The sequence below is a fragment of the Geomonas sp. genome, assembly GCF_056994735.1.
Genome location: NZ_JBXKJL010000333.1, coordinates 1 through 17,666, shown reverse-complemented (window position 1 = coordinate 17,666; position 17,666 = coordinate 1). Strand labels below are relative to the sequence as shown.

14 protein-coding genes are annotated in these 17,666 nt (G+C 62.2%); 3 read left to right on the top strand and 11 right to left on the bottom strand.

Annotated features, from left to right (window positions below):
• Nucleotides 1-78 precede the first annotated feature (78 nt).
• The 5 genes from AC11W3_RS14445 to galE all read right to left on the bottom strand — a co-directional run bounded on the left by AC11W3_RS14445 (nt 79) and on the right by galE (nt 5,232).
• The gene (locus AC11W3_RS14445) at nt 79-2,229 is read right to left on the bottom strand and encodes a RelA/SpoT family protein (RefSeq protein ID WP_484091343.1); all 2,151 of its coding nucleotides are present in this window, start codon (nt 2,227-2,229) and stop codon (nt 79-81) included.
• 112 nt (nt 2,230-2,341) lie between these two features.
• Nucleotides 2,342-2,551, bottom strand: coding sequence for a DNA-directed RNA polymerase subunit omega (gene rpoZ / locus AC11W3_RS14440; protein WP_484091342.1), 210 nt, complete (start codon nt 2,549-2,551; stop codon nt 2,342-2,344).
• Nucleotides 2,552-2,697: 146 nt separating this feature from the next.
• Nucleotides 2,698-3,306, bottom strand: a complete 609-nt coding sequence (gene gmk, locus AC11W3_RS14435; protein ID WP_484091341.1) for a guanylate kinase — start codon at nt 3,304-3,306, stop codon at nt 2,698-2,700.
• A 36-nt stretch (nt 3,307-3,342) separates the two neighbouring features.
• On the bottom strand, nt 3,343-4,221 hold the full coding sequence (locus AC11W3_RS14430; protein ID WP_484093229.1) for a YicC/YloC family endoribonuclease: 879 nt from the start codon (nt 4,219-4,221) through the stop codon (nt 3,343-3,345).
• Nucleotides 4,222-4,245: 24 nt separating this feature from the next.
• Complete coding sequence (galE, locus tag AC11W3_RS14425; RefSeq protein WP_484091339.1) at nt 4,246-5,232, bottom strand: UDP-glucose 4-epimerase GalE; 987 nt, start codon at nt 5,230-5,232, stop codon at nt 4,246-4,248.
• Nucleotides 5,233-5,681: 449 nt separating this feature from the next.
• Between galE and AC11W3_RS14420 the strand changes: the two genes are divergently transcribed.
• The 3 genes from AC11W3_RS14420 (at nt 5,682) to AC11W3_RS14410 (ending at nt 8,788) form a co-directional block, all read left to right on the top strand.
• A complete protein-coding gene (locus AC11W3_RS14420) occupies nt 5,682-5,846 on the top strand; it encodes a hypothetical protein (RefSeq protein WP_484091373.1) in 165 nt (54 codons plus the stop codon).
• A gap of 111 nt (nt 5,847-5,957) precedes the next feature.
• Nucleotides 5,958-7,853, top strand: a complete 1,896-nt coding sequence (speA, locus tag AC11W3_RS14415; protein ID WP_484091372.1) for a biosynthetic arginine decarboxylase — start codon at nt 5,958-5,960, stop codon at nt 7,851-7,853.
• 29 nt (nt 7,854-7,882) lie between these two features.
• The gene (locus AC11W3_RS14410; protein WP_484091338.1) at nt 7,883-8,788 is read left to right on the top strand and encodes a CHAD domain-containing protein; all 906 of its coding nucleotides are present in this window, start codon (nt 7,883-7,885) and stop codon (nt 8,786-8,788) included.
• Between the two features lie 12 nt (nt 8,789-8,800).
• On the opposite strand, the gene AC11W3_RS14405 is transcribed toward AC11W3_RS14410, so the two are convergent.
• The 6 genes from AC11W3_RS14405 to AC11W3_RS14380 all read right to left on the bottom strand — a co-directional run.
• Nucleotides 8,801-11,653 (bottom strand): response regulator, encoded by a 2,853-nt coding sequence (locus AC11W3_RS14405; RefSeq protein WP_484093228.1) that lies wholly within the window; start codon nt 11,651-11,653, stop codon nt 8,801-8,803.
• A 24-nt stretch (nt 11,654-11,677) separates the two neighbouring features.
• Entirely contained in the window at nt 11,678-12,349 is a 672-nt protein-coding gene (locus AC11W3_RS14400) for a TOL_0243 family YfiR-like periplasmic protein (RefSeq protein WP_484093227.1), read from the bottom strand.
• A 133-nt stretch (nt 12,350-12,482) separates the two neighbouring features.
• Nucleotides 12,483-13,385: a M28 family peptidase gene (locus AC11W3_RS14395; RefSeq protein ID WP_484091335.1), complete on the bottom strand. Its 903-nt coding sequence runs from the start codon at nt 13,383-13,385 to the stop codon at nt 12,483-12,485.
• Between the two features lie 22 nt (nt 13,386-13,407).
• Nucleotides 13,408-15,471, bottom strand: a complete 2,064-nt coding sequence (gene fusA / locus AC11W3_RS14390; RefSeq protein ID WP_484091334.1) for an elongation factor G — start codon at nt 15,469-15,471, stop codon at nt 13,408-13,410.
• Nucleotides 15,461-15,724 (bottom strand): hypothetical protein, encoded by a 264-nt coding sequence (locus tag AC11W3_RS14385; protein ID WP_484093226.1) that lies wholly within the window; start codon nt 15,722-15,724, stop codon nt 15,461-15,463. Before AC11W3_RS14385 ends, fusA begins: the two co-directional genes overlap by 11 nt.
• 1,009 nt (nt 15,725-16,733) lie before the next feature.
• Nucleotides 16,734-17,666, bottom strand: a 933-nt coding sequence (locus AC11W3_RS14380) for a YbgA family protein (protein ID WP_484093225.1), incomplete at its 5' end; no start/stop codon positions are given.

Sequence of the window (17,666 nt, the reverse complement as noted above, 5' to 3'; positions counted from 1 at the left end):
ACCATTCACCATTCACCATTCACCATTCACCATTCACCATTCACCATTCACCATTCACGCCTCTAGCCATTCACGCCTCTAGCTTTTCAACCTCTCCACCTTCAGCACCCCTTTCACCTTCATGACCGCGGCGAAGACCTTCTTCAGGTGGTCGAGGTCGGTGACGTCAACCTCGAACAGGTTCTCGCCCTTCTTGTCGACGGTGCTCTGGATGGAGGCGCTGGAGATGTTGGCCTCGCAGTTGGTGATGGCGGTGGCGATGTTGGCCAGGATCCCCTTCTCGTCGTTGCAGACCACCCTGATCCGGACCGGCAGAGCACTCTTTCTCCCTTTGTTCCAGGCGACTTCGATGCGGCGCTCCGGCTCGAGCGAGAGTGCGAAGGGGCAGTCGGCGGTGTGCACGGTCACGCCCCGGCCGCGGGTGATGAAGCCGGTGATCTCGTCGCCGGGAAGGGGGTTGCAGCACTTGCCGAAGCGGACCAGCACGTCCTCGACGCCGTTGATCTGGATGGCGCTGGACGATTTCCCCTTGAGCCGCTCGATCACCTTGCCGATGCGGGTCTCTTTCCGCTCCTGGGCGGCCTCCAGCTTTTCGGCCGGGATCAGCTTGGAGAGGATCTGGTTGCTGGAGAGCTTGCCGTACCCCACCGACGCCATCAGGTCGTCCTCGGCGAGGAAGCCAAACTCGATCGCCACCCGCTTCAGGTCACCGCCCTTCTGGAACTTGCTGAAGTTCTGGGAGTAGCGGCGGAAATCCTTCTCGCAGATCTCGCGGCCCAGCTGGATGCTCCGGAGCCGCTCCTCGGTCTTGACCCAGGCCCTGATCTTGTTGCGCGCCCGCGAGCTCTTGACGATCTTCAGCCAGTCCTTGCTGGGGGTGTGGTGCGGCGAGGTGATGACCTCGACGATGTCGCCGGTCTTCAACTCGTACTTCAACGGGACCAGCTTGCCGTTCACCTTGGCGCCGACGCAGCGGTGCCCGACATCGGTATGGACGCTGTAGGCGAAGTCGATGGGGGTCGATCCCTTCGGGAATCCCTTGACGTCTCCCTTCGGGGTGAAGATGAAGACGTCCTCCGGGAAGAGCTCGACCTTGACGGTATCCATGAACTCCTTGGAGTCGTCGAGCTCCTGCTGCCACTCCAGAAGCTGCCGGATCCAGGTGAAGCGCCTGACCTCCTTCTCGTCGTACCCCTTCCCTTCCTTGTAGCTCCAGTGGGCGGCGATGCCGGACTCCGCCACGCGGTGCATGTCGGCGGTCCGGATCTGCACCTCCATCCTCTCGCCCAGGGGCCCGATCACCGTGGTGTGCAGCGACTGGTACATGTTCCCCTTGGGCATGGCGATGTAGTCCTTGAAACGCCCGGGAATCGGCTTCCAGGTGGAGTGGATGATCCCCAGCACCTCGTAGCATTCCCTGATGTCGTCCACGGACACCCTGATGGCGACCAGGTCGTAGATCTCGTCGATGTCGACGTTGCGGCTCTGCATCTTGCGGTAGATCGAGTAGAGGTGCTTGGAGCGCCCCGAGACATCCCCCTTGATGCCGTGCTCCTCCAGCTGCTTCTTGATGATCTCCTTGACGGTGGAGACGTAGCTTTCCCGCTCCTGTTTCTTCTTGGCCACCTTCGAGGCCAGGTCGTAGTAGAGCTGCGGCTCCAGGTAGCGGAAGGAGAGGTCCTCCAGTTCGCCCTTGACCCAGGAAATACCGAGACGGTTGGCGATGGGGGCGTAGATGTCCAGGGTTTCCTTGGCGATGGTGCGCTGCTTGGCCTCTGGCTGGTACTGCAGGGTCCGCATGTTGTGCAGGCGGTCGGCGAGCTTGACCAGGATGACCCGGATGTCGTTGGCCATGGCCAAAAGCATCTTGCGGAAGTTCTCGGCCTGGCTCTCTTCCTTGGTCTTGAAGTGGATCTTGCCGATCTTGGTGACGCCGTCGACCAGTCTCGCCACCTCGGCGCCGAAGAGCGACTCCAGTTCCTCATGGGTGGTCAGGGTGTCCTCGACGGTATCGTGCAAAAGTCCCGTCACCACCGAGGCCACGTCCAGGCGCAGGTCGGCGAGGATCCCCGCCACCTCCATCGGATGGACCAGATACGGCTCTCCGGAAAGCCGGGTCTGCCCCTGGTGCACCTTGGCGCAGAAAACGTAGGCTTTTCTCAAGAGATCGAGGTCGCAACCGGGGTTGTAGGAGGCAACCTTCTCAAGTATGTCGTTCAGTCGTATCATTGGCGTCTATCTTTCCACGAACAAGAAGGGGCCAACGGCCCAGGGGCTATCCCCTTCGCCACCAGCCCCGAAATGTAAAAAAAGGGAGCCATGCGGAGCTCCCCCTTCCGATCTATGAACGGCCCTTCTTGCCGAGTTCGCAGCCGATCTTGCCCGCGGCGATTTCTCTCAGCGATACCACCACATTCTTGTTCGCGCCCCTGTTGTCGATGAGCGGCTTCGCACCCTTGAAGAGCTGCTTCACCCGCTTGGAGGCGAGCATCACGAGGAGGAAGCGGTTATCCACTTTCTCAAGACAATCTTCTACGGTAACCCTGGCCATATGTATCTCCTTGAACTGTTCGGACTTGAATTTTATTAACGTCAACCCACCCGTCGAGGCGTGAAGGGCCAATCGTGCCCGACAATTTGGGTAAGCGCCGTTTATGCTGACCCGGGGGAGGCACGTCCGGCTGCAGATGCCGCCAATCAGATATTGAAGGTGGAGGAAAGGGACTGCAGCAGGCGGTCCGTCCGGCACTGCTCCGCGATCAACACGCTCTTCAGCTGCTCCACCGCCACGACGAACTTGTCGTTGACGATGATGTAGTCGTACCAGCGGGCTTCCTTGATCTCGCCGGCGGCGTTGTTGATCCTGCGCTCGATGACCTCCTCGGTGTCGAGGGAGCGGTTGTCGAGCCGGCGCCGCAGCTCCTCGATGCTGGGCGGAAGGACGAAGATGTAGACGCCACCTTCGAACCGTCCCTTGAGCTGGCGGGCACCCTGACAGTCGATATCAAGGATCAGGTCGATTCCCTGCGCGCGGCACTCCTTGAGGGTCGCCAACGAGGTGCCGTAGAAGTTGCCGTGGACCTCGGCCCACTCGGCAAACTCCCCGGCTTCGATCATCCGGGAAAATTCTTCCTGCCCTACAAAAAAATAATCACGCCCGTGCACCTCTCCACTGCGGGGGGTGCGCGTCGTGTAGCTGACAGAATGCCGCAAGTTCGGAAAAATGTCAATTATTTCCTTGCACAGCGTGGTTTTGCCGGCGCCCGACGGCGCCGATATGACGTAGAGTACACCTTCACGATTCATGCTGTTCACCTGCTCTCGCTCTCTCACTGGCCACCGTTACTCTATGTTCTGCACCTGCTCCCGGATCTTCTCCAGCTCGGCCTTCAGTTCCACCACCACGGACGCTATCTGGGCATCGTTGGCCTTGGAGCCGATGGTGTTGACCTCGCGGTTGATCTCCTGGAGCAGGAAGTCCAGCTTGCGCCCGACCGGCTCGTTTCTCTGTAGCGTCTCGTCGAACTGGCGCAGGTGACTCTCCAGCCTCACCAGTTCCTCGGTGATGTCGCACTTGTCCGCCAGGACCGCCACCTCGAGGGCCAGCCGATCCTCGGGGAGCGAGCTTTCCGAGCAGAGGACCGTGATCCGCTCCTTGAGCCTGGCCGCGTATTCAGAGACCACCGAGGGGGCCCGCCCCGCCACCTGGGCTATCAGCTGGCTCAGGCTCTCCCGCCGCTTGACGAAATCGGCCATCAGGGATTCCCCCTCGAAGGTCCTCATCTCGTCCACCCGCCGCAGGGCTTCCTCCAGGGCGGCCGTCAGCTCCGCCGGGATGACCTCCAGGGCGACCTCGGTCTCGGCCGCCACGCTTATCACGTCGCGCTGCGCGGCGATCATGGCCAGGCTGACCTCCTCGCCGATCCCCAGGGCCTCGCGGATACTGTTGAAGGCCTTGTAGTAACCGCGGGCCAGCGGCAGGTTCGCTGACGGCATCCCGAGCGAGATCCCCCCCTCCACCTGGATGAAGACGTCGATCTTGCCGCGGCTTAGGATCTCCCCGGTGCGTTTCTTGATCTCGTTCTCGAACTGCATCAGGGCGCGGGGGAGCTTTACGGTAATCTCGCCGTAGCGATGATTGACGCAGCGGACCTCGACGGTGATCCTGCCACCGTTGTAGGGCGACTCCCCCTTGCCATAACCTGTCATGCTCTTTATCACTAGGTCCTCCTGCGGATCTTTGCGCTATTTCGATTCGAAGAGCTGCTTTTCCCAGCGCCAGGCGTCGGTGATGATCTTGGTCAGGTCATCGTAGGCTGGCCTCCAGCCGAGCACGTCGCGGACTTTATCCGCCACGGCGATCAGGTTGGCCGGGTCGCCCGGACGCCGGGGCGCCTCGAGCACCGGGAAGTCCACCCCGCTTACCTCCTTCACCACTGCGATGACCTCGCGGACGCTCTCGCCCCGGCCGTAGCCGACGTTGATGACGTTGGAGGCGCCCCCCTTCCCCAGGTAGTCGAGCGCGAAAAGGTGTGCCGAGGCCAGGTCCTCGACGTGGATGTAGTCGCGGACCCCGGTGCCGTCGATGGTGTCGTAGTCGGTGCCGAAGATCGAGACGCCGTTACGCATGCCGAGGGCGGCCTGGCAGGCGACCTTGATCAGGTGGGTGGCGTCCGGGGTGCGCTGCCCCATCCTGGCCTTGGGGTCGGCACCGGCGACGTTGAAGTAGCGCAGGGCGACATAGGAGAAGCCATGGGCGAAGGCGGCATCGCGCAGCATCCATTCGCTCATCAGCTTCGAGGTGCCGTAGGGATTGATCGGGACGGTGGCGCTGGTCTCGGCGGCGGCCCCCCCCTCCGGAATGCCGTAGACGGCCGCGGTACTGGAGAAGATGAAGCGCTCGACCCCGTGCTCGACGCACGCCTGCAGCAGGTTGAGGGTGTTCCTGGTGTTGTTGGAATAGTACTTCAACGGCAGATGCACCGATTCCGGCGCGATGATGGCCGCGGCGAAATGAAGCACGGCCTTGCACCCGGTTTCCTTGAGGACGCCGTTGAGTTTCGCGGTATCGGCAAGATCGCCGACGATCAGCCTCTCGCCGTGAATGAGGGCATCCGCGGAACCGGTCGAGAGGTTGTCATAAACGACGACCTCGTGCCCCGCCTCCGAGAGCTGCCTGACCACGTGACTTCCGATGTAACCTGCTCCGCCAGTAACCAGAATTGCGCCCATAGAGCGTCTCCTTAACAGTAGCAATATTTCGAAAACTAAATGAGGGCCTAGCCTTTGGACTAAACCCTCGTATGCAGTGAGGATCGTACTGGAGTTGCTGGCACAGACCCCGATATTCCCGTTTCTGTGCCGGAGGGAAAGAATTTGCAGCCGATTTGAGAGGGTGGCGCCAATTTCATCATTGGCATTCAAGGTAATACATATAGCATTTAGACCTACCCCGTGCAACCCCAAATCGAGTCCAAGCGGCGCTCAACGACGCGGAGTCATGGATTCTGACAAAGGCGCCGGCACTATGTCATGGGGAGCTTCAGTATCACCCTTCCGCGCCAGCGCAACAGTCGAAACGGCAAGGCAGCATCGCACCGCTGGGGGGTATTTCGCCTTGACAGAGGGGGGCGTGATGATTATATTTCATTCATAAAAAATAAAACACAAGGAGAGCAGCTTTGAAGAAGATGAACCCGTTTGACCTCGTTTACGACCAGTACAAACTTCTGAAGGAAAGGCTCGGTGCAACCCGCGACGTACAGGAAAAAAATGTACTCTTTAAAAGGCTCGCCAACCTGCTTGCAGTCATGGAATTCCTCATCTCCCTCAACAAGACGCACTGAACCTGCCACCCATCAAAAGAGAGCTTCTGAACCGGCGACGCCAGGCCCGGCGCATTCCCTCGTGCCGGGTCGACTGAACTTGCCGGCAGGCCCGCACCCCGGCAGGAGGTCATCGTGCGCTGGACGATAGACGACGCCGCCAGGCTCTATAACCTCAACAACTGGGGTGCCGGCTTTTTCTCGATCAACAAGAAGGGAAATCTCTGCGTCCACCCCTCCCCGCATTCAGCCCACTCGATCGAGCTGCGGCCGCTGATCGACGACCTGGTCAAGAGGAAGATCAACCCGCCGATCCTGCTCAGGTTCATGGACATCCTGCAAGGGCGGATCGAGTCGATCAACTCCGCCTTCAGGAGCGCCATCAAGCAGAACAGCTATCCGGCCAGGTACCAGACCTTCTACCCCATCAAGGTGAACCAGCAGCGCCAGGTGGTGGAGGCGATCACCAACTTCGGGAAGAAGTATGGGCTCGGTCTCGAGGTGGGATCGAAGCCTGAACTCCTGGCTGCCATCTCCCTCTCCAGCGGAAAGCGCATCCCCATCATCTGCAATGGCTACAAGGACAACGAATTCATCGAAACGGTCCTTCACGCCAACCGGGTCGGCTACGACATCACCATCGTGGTGGAGAAGCTTTTCGAACTGGAGAAGATCCTCTCCTTTTGCCGGGAAAGCGAGTGCCAGCCGAAGATCGGGCTGAGAGTGAAGCTCTCCTCGAAAGGGACCGGCAAGTGGGCCACCTCAGGGGGTGAGGAATCGAAGTTCGGGTTGCGCGCCTTCGAGCTGATCACCGCCATCGCGATGCTGAGGGATTACAACCTCCTGGACAGCGTCAGGCTGCTGCACTTCCATATCGGCAGCCAGATCACCAAGATCGACAAGATCAAGAACGCCCTGATTGAAGGGGTCCGCATCTACGTCGAGCTGAAGAAGCTGGGGCTGAATCTTGGCTACCTCGACATAGGCGGCGGCCTGGGCGTCGATTACGACGGCTCCAAGTCGAGTTACTTCTCCAGCGTCAACTACTCCCTGGACGAGTACGCAAGCGACATCATCTACCAGATCAAGAACATCTGTGAAGCCGCCGGCGTCGACTGCCCCAACATCATCTCGGAGTCGGGACGCGCCACCGTGGCCCACTACTCGATGCTGGTCACCAACGTGCTGAACACCGTGACGCAGCAGCCCCTCCCCGAGGTCACCCCGGCGGAGGGCCGGTCGTCCACGGTTCAGAAGCTGATCGACATCCACGACAGCATCGACCGCTACTCGCTGCGCGAGGACTATCACGACACGGTGCAGCTCATCCAGGAGGCTACCAGCCTCTTCAACCTCGGGTATCTCAACCTCAACGACCGGGCCCTTGCCGAGACCGTCTACACCCGCATCCTGCTGAAGATAAGGGAGCTGCTCGACAAGGTGAAGCCGGTCCCGGAGGAACTGCAGAATTTCCAGGTGAACCTGCGGCAGACGTGCTTCGCCAATTTCTCCATCTTCCAGTCGCTGCCGGATTCCTGGGCCATCAACCAGGTCTTTCCCATCATGCCGCTGCAGCGGTTGCAGGAGAAGCCTGAGGTCATCGCCTCGATAGCCGATCTGACCTGTGACTCCGACGGCGAGATCAGAAGCTTCGTCGGGGAAAATGGCCGGACCGACTACCTTCCCTTGCATCGGGTCGGCGGCGACGACAGCTATTATCTCGGGTTCTTCCTGATCGGCGCCTACCAGGAAATACTGGGGGACATGCACAACCTCTTCGGCGACACCAACGCGGTGCACATCACCTTCAGCAAGAAGGCCCGCTACAAGATCGATACGGTGATAAACGGCGATACCATCGCGCGCAGTCTGCACTACGTGCAGTACGACCTGAACGAGATGGTGAGGCTGGTGCGGGACCACCTGGAAAAGGGCGTGGAGGCCCGGCAGATCACCATCGAGGAGAGCAGCCGGTTCCTCGAGATGCTGGAGAAAACCTTCCAGAGCTATACCTACCTGGGGAAATAACCACCCTTGAAAGAGAGAACGGCAACAGCATGAAGGCCGAATTTCAACCGGACCCGGAGCTTCGCTCAGCACCTCTCTGGATTGCCGCCCGTACGTTATTGGTCACGCACGGAGAGGAGTTCCTGTCGCGCTCGGGAAAGGTGATCGAGACCTTTGACGAGGATGATATCCACGACCTCCGGGTCGCATCGAGGCGACTGCGGGAGGGCCTCGCTCTCTTCTCCCCCTGTTTCCCGAAGCAAAAGATCAAGCGGCTGATGAAGAAGGCGAAAACGCTCACCAGGATGCTCGGGGAGGTGCGCAATGCCGACGAAGCGGTCCGCTTCTTTACCGGGCTCACGGACGAGGAGACCAGGCACTCACGCGACGAATTGGACCGCCTGCTGACCGAACTGCGGCGGGAGCGGGAAGAGGCGCACCTCGAGCTGAAAAAGGAGCTGCCGGCCGTTGACTGGGACGGTCTTCAGGGAGAGCTTGCCTCGACACTCAAACGGCCAAAACTCTACGACAATACGGAGGCCGACCCCTTCGTCGGCCTCACCGTCTTCGCTGCCGGGGCGATTGCCACGAGACTGAATCCCGTCCTGGGGCTCCTCCCCAAAGCGTTTACCGAATACGACCAGGCGAGCCAGCACCAGCTCAGGATAGCCATCAAGAAGTTCCGCTACCGGCTGGAGATCATCGCTCCCGCCATGACAGGGGGCTTCCAGCAACTGCACGACGCCTTGAAGGGATATCAGGATCTGCTGGGGAAACTGCACGACATCGATGTTTTCCGGGAAATGGTGCGGGAGAGGCTCGAGGAGGGACCGGGGAAGGAGGAACTGCTGCGCGTGATGGCGAAGAGAAGAAGCGCCCTTTACCACGCTTTCACCAGGATGACCGCTGCCGTTCCGATCGAAACCATAGGGAGGAAGGCCAAAGAAGCCCTGTGACAGGGGGCCGGGCTATCCGGCAGAACCTTCGTTCATACTCGCCTCCCTGATTCTCACCAGCTCTTCCTGGACCGCTTCGGAGACCGCATCTATCCGCTGCAGCAGTTCGGCGGCCTCCTCGCGGTTATCAGCTCGACAACGCGCCTCCATTTCGCCGCACAGCTCGCTCACCGAAACCGCACCCACGATGGCGCTGCTCGATTTATGGGTGTGCGCCGCCCGTTGTACCGCCTCCAGGTCGCCTGCCGCCAGCCCCTGACGCATGGACTCCCGCAGCTTCGTGCTGTCGGAGAGGTAGCTGTCAATGACCTTGTCCATGAGGTTCTGCTCCCCCGAGACCTGCAGGGTCCGGATGTTGTCCAGGATCCGGTGCGAGATCACCTCTGCCGGGTGAGGACCAGGTTCGATCGGCTGCGCCGGTCTTTCCGGCGACGGCGGCACCCCCGTCCGCTCCCCTCCCCTCTTCGGGAGCCAGGCCGCCACCACCGACCGAAGCTGGCAGGTGGTGAACGGCTTGGCCAGGTAATCGTCCATCCCAGCCTCAAGACACTTCGCGCGGTCGTCCTGCTGGGCATGCCCGGTGAGGGCAACAATGGGCGTGTGGCGCTGGAGACCGGAAGCAGCCTCCGACTCCCGGATGAACCTGGTCGCCTGGTACCCGTCCATTACCGGCATCTGGCCGTCCATGAGGATGAGATCGTACTCGCCACTCTGCCACGCCTCGATCGCCTCCTGGCCGTTCTGTGCCAGGTCGATCCGACACCCGAAAGACTCCACCATCGCCACAGTCACTTCCTGGTTGACAGGATTGTCCTCCGCCAGCACGATGCGCCCCCTCAGCGGCTCGTCGGCTGCCTTCCCGGCCACGGGCAGCTGGTCCACCTGCTCGTCCTCCGGCCTTAGCAGGTTGGCCAGCATGGTGTAGAGGAGCGACTGGCGCACCGGCTTGGTCAGGTATCTGCTGATACCCTCCTTGTAGGCCCTTTCCACATCCCCCCACTGCCCGACGGAGGTGAGCATCAGGAGCCGCATCTGGTCGTAGCCGGTCTCGCTCCTGATGGCATGGGCCAGCTCGAAGCCGTCCATGCCCGGCATCATCATGTCCAGAATGGCGATGTCGTAGGGGGTCTGTCGGATCGAGGCCCGGATCAGCGCGAGCGCCTCGGCACCGCTGCCGGCGGTATCGCATCCGGCGCCCCAGGAGGTCAGCTGGTGCTTGAGAATGCTGAGGTTGGTTGCGTTGTCATCGACCACCAGGATATGCACCCCCTGCAGCAGCTCCAAGTTCTTGCCGTACGGCTTCTCGATCGGCGTCTGTTTCTGCACCGTTGCCGTGAACCAGAAGGTCGAGCCCACCCCCTCGGTGCTGTCGACCCCGATGGTGCCCCCCATCATCTCGGTAAGCTGCTTGGCGATGGTGAGCCCCAGGCCGGTGCCGCCGAACTGGCGGGTCATGGAATTGTCGGCCTGCGAGAAGCGCTTGAAGATCTGACTGCAGGCCTGGGGTGAGATGCCGATCCCGCTGTCGCTGATCTCGAAGCGGATCAGGCAGCTGCCGTCATAGTCCTCTTCCCTCAGGACGGTCAGCAGAATCTCGCCGTGTTCGGTGAACTTGACGGCGTTACCGACCAGGTTGGAGAGGACCTGGCGGATCCGGCCGAGGTCCCCGCCCACCACCTCGGGGACATCCTTGTGGATCATGCAGGCCAGCTCGATGTTCTTGCGCTGCGCATTCTGGGCGAAGAGCTCGACCACGTCGTGCACCACCGGGCGGATCTCGAAGGGGCTGATCTCCAGCTCGAGCTTGCCGGCTTCGATCTTCGAGAAATCCAGTATGTCGTTTATGATGCAGAGAAGCGATTCCGCCGACTTGCAGATGGTCTCGGCATAGTGGCGCTCCTTGGGGTCACCGGTGATCTTCAGGAGGAGTTCCGCCATTCCCAGCACGCCGTTCATCGGGGTCCGGATCTCGTGGCTCATGTTGGCCAGGAACTGGGACTTGGCCAGACTCGCGGCCTCGGCCTCCTCCTTCGCCCTGGTCAGCTCGGAGGTCCGCTCCGACACCCTCTCCTCCAGTTCGTCGCGCTGCTGCAGCAGGAGTTTATCCCGCGACTCGATCTGGTGCAGCATCCCGTTGAAACCCCTCATCAGCTCGCCCAGCTCGTCCTTTGAACTGTAGCCGGCCCGGATGGTATAGCATTGGCGCTCCGAGACCTCTCTCATGGTATGCGCCAGGTGCAGCACCGGCTCCGAGATGATCTTCTGCAGCCGGGTTGAAATGAGGTAGGCCATTACCATGGCGCCAAGGAGGATGAGGGTCAGCATGCCGAAGGAGCCCTTCATACGCTCCAGCAACTCGTCGGTGTCGGACTCGATGATGACGGTACTGACGCGCTGGCCGTCAATGAAGACCGGAACGGCGACATCGAGTTCCATATCGGGGTCGTATCGTGACTCGGTAGCCTTGCTCAGTGCCACTACCTCTTCCGGCTCGAGATACTCCACGCCATCCCTGATCACCCCCTGCAGCTTCGACCAGGCACGATCGCCCTCGTGGCGGAGATACTTGGCGAAGACCCGTCCGCCGCTGCTCACCACGTACGCGGCCCGAACGTTGGGATCCTTCCGCAGTCCGGCCAGGGTTTCGGCTGCCGACTTGGGTTCGTTGAAGACCAGCGAAGAGGCGGTATTGGAACCGATGATCTGGGCGAGGATGGTGCGGTTTTTCCTGATTTCCTTGCGGATCTTCAGGGCATCGCTCAGGAGAAAGAGGACGGAGAAGGTGATCAGGGCGGCGCCGCAGGTCGTGAGGGCGATCCAGATGAGCTTTCTTCTTATCGAGCAGTCGCGCAGGTGGCGGCCCATCATTTTCTCCCAGTGGACCATCGGCTACTCCCCGACCGAGGTGGCAAGTTTCAGCAACTGGGCGCTGATCCTCAGATTCGAGCGCTGGGAGGCCCGCTGGTTGATCTGGAACCGCAGCTTCTCGTTACCCGAAATAAAACCGATCATCCCCCCCGCCGCCACGAATCCCCTGATATCGCTGACGGTAAGGATGGGACGGGTGGCGACGGAGGTGATGATATGTTCCAGCCTCGCCCTCTCCGAACCGCTCACGTAGAGGATGTCGCAGGCCTGGGCCTCCTCGATCCGGCCGATGAAGCTGATCCCGATGCTCCTGTTCCTGACGACCCGCCCCGAGATTTGACCGAGCGTGTTGACAAAGGAGGGTGAGGACTTGCCGATCACGCAGATGGAAAGCGGTGCCGCTGATGGCTCCACCGGCCACTCCACGAACTTGGCGAAGTGGTAGAGATAAGCGGCCCTGATATCGTTCTCGGCGGCTTCCCTGCCTTCAGCGCAGGCTGCGGTGGCCGGAGAAAGGAGGATCACGGCCGCCAGCAGCACCAGGAGAAGTGCAATCGCTCCTCCTGCCGAAGACGAGAGAGCGCCTGCTCGCTGAAGAAAGCAAGCGGACTGACCTCGGGAGGTAGTCGTAGTCGAGTTGACGGGACCAGGGGTGAAGGAGGCAGGAGAGGTACTATGGGACTTTGGGGTCATTTGACAGCCCCTTCTCGATCCGCTGGTGCTGAAAAAGCTGCCTGGATACTACCGATGAGGAAAGGGAGAGTTGCCGGCCTCAGTAGATTCTACAAAAGGTTGGGCTTTTGACAATGAGGTGGACCTCACCCCGCTACGGGAAGGGAGCGGCGAGTTCGGCGAGGAGCGCCGCAGTGGCACGGCATACCTCGACCGCGAAGGGCAGATTGAGGGTGTCGAGCGTATCGGTCGCCTGGTGATAGTGGGGGTTGCGGAAGTCCGCCGTGTCGGTGAGCATGATGGCCCTGTAGCCCTGGTCCCAGAAAGGCGCATGGTCGGACCTCCTGGTATCGGGAAGCGGTTCCCCGTTGGCCGGCACCACCAAGGGAAAGAGGGGCAAGGCGATCCCGTAGCGCTCGACGACGCGTGAAAAGGCCAGGGTCAGATCGGCCGACCTCTCGTTTCCCACCACCGCAATGAAATCCCCCTTCTCGGGAACAGGGATCGGCACGGGGGGGGCCGTCTGCTTCATGTCACCCGCGTAGGCCACCGATTCCAGGACCACCACCGCGTCGATCTCCCAGGCGTTTTCTCTCGCGTAGGCGGCCAGAGCCCGGCTGCCGCGCGTCGCGGAGCCGACATAATCGCGGCCGGGGTATTCCTCGAGGTTCATGCCGACCAGCTGCAGGCTTTTTCGAAAGTGGCAGGATTTCAGCACCCTGGCCAGCTCCAGCAGCACGGCCACCCCGCTGGCGTTGTCATCCCCCCCCGGTGAGGCGGCGACCGTGTCGAAATGAGCCACCGCCATCACCCGCTTTTCCGGGCAGGCTTTTCCGGTGGAAGTGGCGATGACGTTGGCGAAGGAGCCGTCGCCGTCCGCGAAGCGGTGCTCGGTCAGGAGGTAGCCGAGACCTTCAAGCACCTCCCTGACGTAGTGCTCGGCCCTGTGCAATGCCGCGGGCGCCGTCACCGGGTGCCGGACCCCCTCGAGGAACCGGACGTGCCGGGTGATCTCTTCCAGCGAGACAGCCGCAATGACTTCACCTATGCCCGTCATGCCCTCTCCATCGACGCAATCACTACAGTCCGTACTCCTCCTGGACCTTCGGCGGGGCCTCGTCGAAGCGCTGGAACTCCATGGTGTAACTCCCCCGCCCCTTGGTGGCGCTCCGCAGGTCGGTCATGTAGCCGAACATTTCGGCCAGCGGAACGGTGGCCCGCACCACCTGGAGCTCGCCGCGCTTGTCCAGCCCTTCCACCCGGCCGCGCTTTTGCTGCAGGGTACCGAGCACCTTCCCGAGGCTTTCGGTCGGAAGCTCCAGATCCAGCGACATGATCGGCTCAAGGAGCATCGGCTTCGCATCCCGGGCCGCCATCGCGAGGGCCCGGCGTCCCACGGCCCGAAGCGCCGGCTCGGAAGGTGCCTGGCCACCCGGCTCTGTCGGAATCTCCTGTACCCGCACCTCGAGATCCGTGAGGGGATAGCCGGTCAGGGAGCCGGCGAGGCACCCCTCGTGGAGGCTTTCTTCCAGGGCCGCCAGCAGCTCCGGGGTGAGCGGCGGATCGGGCGCCGGGAGGAGGATGACCACCCCGCTTCCGCGCCGCAGGGGGGTGAGCCGCAGCGTGATCTCCGCGAACTCGGGGCGGCGGTCCCCTTCCCGCTGGAAGACGTCGCGCCGCACCACCTGCCGCCGCAGGGCTTCCCGGTAGACCACCCGCGGCCTTCCCGTCTTGACCTGCACGCCGTACTCCCTGCGCAGACGGTCAACGATGATCTCCAGGTGAAGTTCCCCCATGCCGGTCAGTATGGTCTGTCCCGTCTCCTGGTCCTCGTGCACCTTGAAGGTCGGATCCTCCCACTGGAAGTACTCCAGCACGGTTGCCATCCGCTCCCGGTCCCCCGACCCTTTGGCCTCTACCGCGAGCGAAACCACCGGCTCGGGCACGGAGAGGCCCTCCAGCACGACCGGCTGTGCGGCATCGCAGAGGGTGTCGCCGGTCAGCGTGACCTGACAACCGGTGGCGGCCACGATGTCCCCCGCCACCGCCTCACCGATCTCGTCCCGCTTGTGGGCGTGCATGTGGAAGAGATGCCGGATCCGTTCATTGGAATTGCGGCTGCTGTTGAAGACGTTGGCACCGGCGGCGATCTTGCCGCTGTAAATCCGGAGGTAGGTGAGCCGACGCCCTTCCTCGGCCATCACCTTGAAGGCCAGAGCGCGCAGCGGCGCCGCCGGGTCGCATTTCAGCGCCACATCCTCCCCCGTCTTCAGGTCGTGCCCCACCAGCGGCGGCAGATCGAGAGGGGAAGGGAGATAGTGGCAGACCGCATCGAGGAGCGGCTGGACGCCCTTGTTGCGCAGGGCCGAACCGAGGAGCACGGGGAAGATCTTGCACGCCAGGGTGCCGCGCCGCAGGGCCTTCCTGAGCGGCGCCGCGGGAACCGGTCTTCCCTCCAGGAACTCCGCCATCACCTCGTCGTCGAAATCGGCCGCTACTTCCACCACTCTCTGGCGGGCCTCGTGCACCTCGGCGGCGAGCCCGGCAGGAATGGGCCCCCGCGCCACGCTCTTTCCGAGGTCGCGGTCGCTGAAGGAGATCATCTCCTCGGTCAGGAGGTCAATCACCCCCGAAAAGGCGGCCTCCTCCCCCACGGGAAGCTGCAGGAGCACCGGCCGGGCCCGGAGCCGCTCCGCGATCTGGCGCAGCGCCTGGCGATAGTCGGCCCCCAGCCGGTCCATCTTGTTAAGGAAGCAGACTCGTGGCACCCGGTAGCGGTCGGCCTGGCGCCAGACCAGTTCGCTCTGCGGCTGCACCCCTTCCATGGCGCTGAAGATCGCCACCGCCCCGTCCAGAACGCGCACGCTCCGCTCCACCTCGATGGTGAAATCGATGTGCCCCGGGGTGTCGATCAGATTGAGCCGGTACTCCCCCCAGCGGCAGGTGGTGGCGGTGGCGGTGATGGTGATACCCCTCTCCTGCTCCTGGGGCATCCAATCCATGACCGCCTGGCCATCGTGCACTTCCCCCATCTTGTGGGTCTCGCCGCTGTAAAAGAGGATCCTTTCGGAGACCGTGGTCTTGCCGGCGTCGATGTGGGAGATGATGCCGATATTGCGGATGGCGCTGGTATCAGGAAGCAATTGGGGATTCTCCTTGGTGACTGCCGTTATCTTCCATGTCCGCGGTCGCCTCCTTCACCTGCTCCCCGCCCTCCGCGAGGCTCACCGCCGGGCCCGCCGTGGGGTTCCGCCGGACCACGCCCACCACCTTCGCCTTGTCGCTCACCGCGGCCAGGTCCTTCGACACGACCGGGCCGCTCACCTTGCTGCGGGCGCCCGCCGGGTTCCTGTCCTCTCCCTGCTTTCGGCGGTCCCCCCGGAGCAGGGGCCTCACCGGGGCGTCCCCCTTCCCTGCTGGGACTCGGTGCCCTCCCCTGCGGCGGCTGGCGATGCTCAGGCTGCGGGCGATGCTCCGGTCTCTGCTCCACACGGGGTCTAGGCTCGGCACCGCGGGGCTCACGTCCCGGTGGGGCCCCCGGCTGCTGGTGCCTCTGAACGTCCGGCCTCTGCCGGTATTGCAGCTCCCTCTCGCGCCTGAGTTCCTCTCTCCGTTGCGGGGGCTGCGGGCGGTAACCCTGGACGTTCCAGCTCCGGCCACGTTCCCAGTACCTGTTGTTGCGCCACGTCCGCCAGTTCCGTTCCACCCGTGGCGCCGGGACCCTCTGATAGTTCCACCGGTGCCCGTACCAGTTGTGTTCCCGGTAGTGTCTCCTCCAGTAGGGATCGACTCCGAAATAGAATTCCGGGACATACCCATAATAGCCCCACCCGCGATCGTAGTAATGCGAGCGGTACCAGCGGCCGTCCCACAGGCGCCACCAGTAACCGCTCCAGAAGAAGAGTTCCGCGTCGACGTCCGGCACGACATAAACGTCAGGGGTGTCGGGTATCACTATTACGTCGGGGGGCGCCCGGAACGGTATGGGCGGGGGCAGGCTGATGCCGATGTTGATACTGACCTCCGCTGCTGCGGGGCCGGGGCCGGCCATGACCGCCGCCATGACCACGAAGAATAAAAGTAGGATTCTCACCGCTGCCTCCCGTCATACTAACGGCTCGTCACTAATGAATAGGTCAGGCTTCGATACTCAGATAACTTTATCCCTTGATCGTGAAAGGTCAAATGCATTGTCGGCATGAGTGGTTGGAGCCGCGGCCTCGCCCTTGTGGCGCAGGGGCCCTATCATGATAAAGTGGTGTCTCCGGAAGAGAGGCTTTCGGGGCAGAAGACCAGGGATGCGTGCTTCGACAAGCCCGGCACGATTTGCTTTCTCGGAAGTTCTCCGTGTCTCCGTGGCTGAAACGGTTCAGCCGTTTGCGGAAAGAATGAGCGGGCGGAAAGGTCAGACGTGATTGCGCAGCATGAGTTCGCCGGGGTGGGGAGAAAGGTAGACCTGGTCCTGCAGGTATTGCTGGCGGTACTTGTTGACGTAGTGCTTCAGTAGGGTGACCGGCACGATGAGGGGGACCAGGTGGTCGTGGTACTGGCGGATCACCTCGAGGAGTTCCTCCTTCTCGGAGGGGGAGAGCTGCTTCTTGAAGTAGCCCACGATGTGCTGCAGCACGTTGGTCTGCTTCTTGACCGTGGCGTGCAGTGCCAACCCCTTCATGAACAGCTCCTCGTAGCGCCGCAGCAGCTCCGGAAGGCTCGTCTCGCTCCCGTGGGCCACCAGGCTCCCCATCTCGCGATAGATCGCCGGGCTGTGCGCCATCATCAGGAGCTTGTGGCGGGAGTGGAACTCCACCAGCCGGCCCAGGTCCGGCTTATCCAGCAGCAGGTCCTTCCAGCGCCGATAGCAGAAGACCCGCTCCAAGAAGTTCTCCCGAAGTTCCGGGTCGGTGAGCCTCCCCTCCTCCTCGACCGGCAGGTGGGGGAAATGGCTGACCACCGCGGCGGCGAAAAGACCGCTGCCGGATCTGGCCGGCATCCCGTCGCCGTAGACCTTGACCCGGAAAAGGCCGGAGCTGGGGGAGTTCTTCTTGAAGATGAACCCGCACAGATCCTCCCCCTCCAGGGCCCTGACCTTCCTTTGGCAAAACTCCAGCATCTGGTCGGTCTTGTCGATGCGGGTCTTGTTGGTCACCAGGCGGGGATGCCCGGGGTCCCCTTCCAGTCGCATCGCCTCACGCGGGACAGGCATGCCGCAGTCGACCTCTGGGCAGACGGGAACGAAGGTGAAGAAATTCCCCAACACGTCGGTGATGTAGCGGTCGTGCTTGTGCCCCCCGTCGTAACGCACCTTCTCCCCCAACAGGCAGGAGCTGACACCTATTTT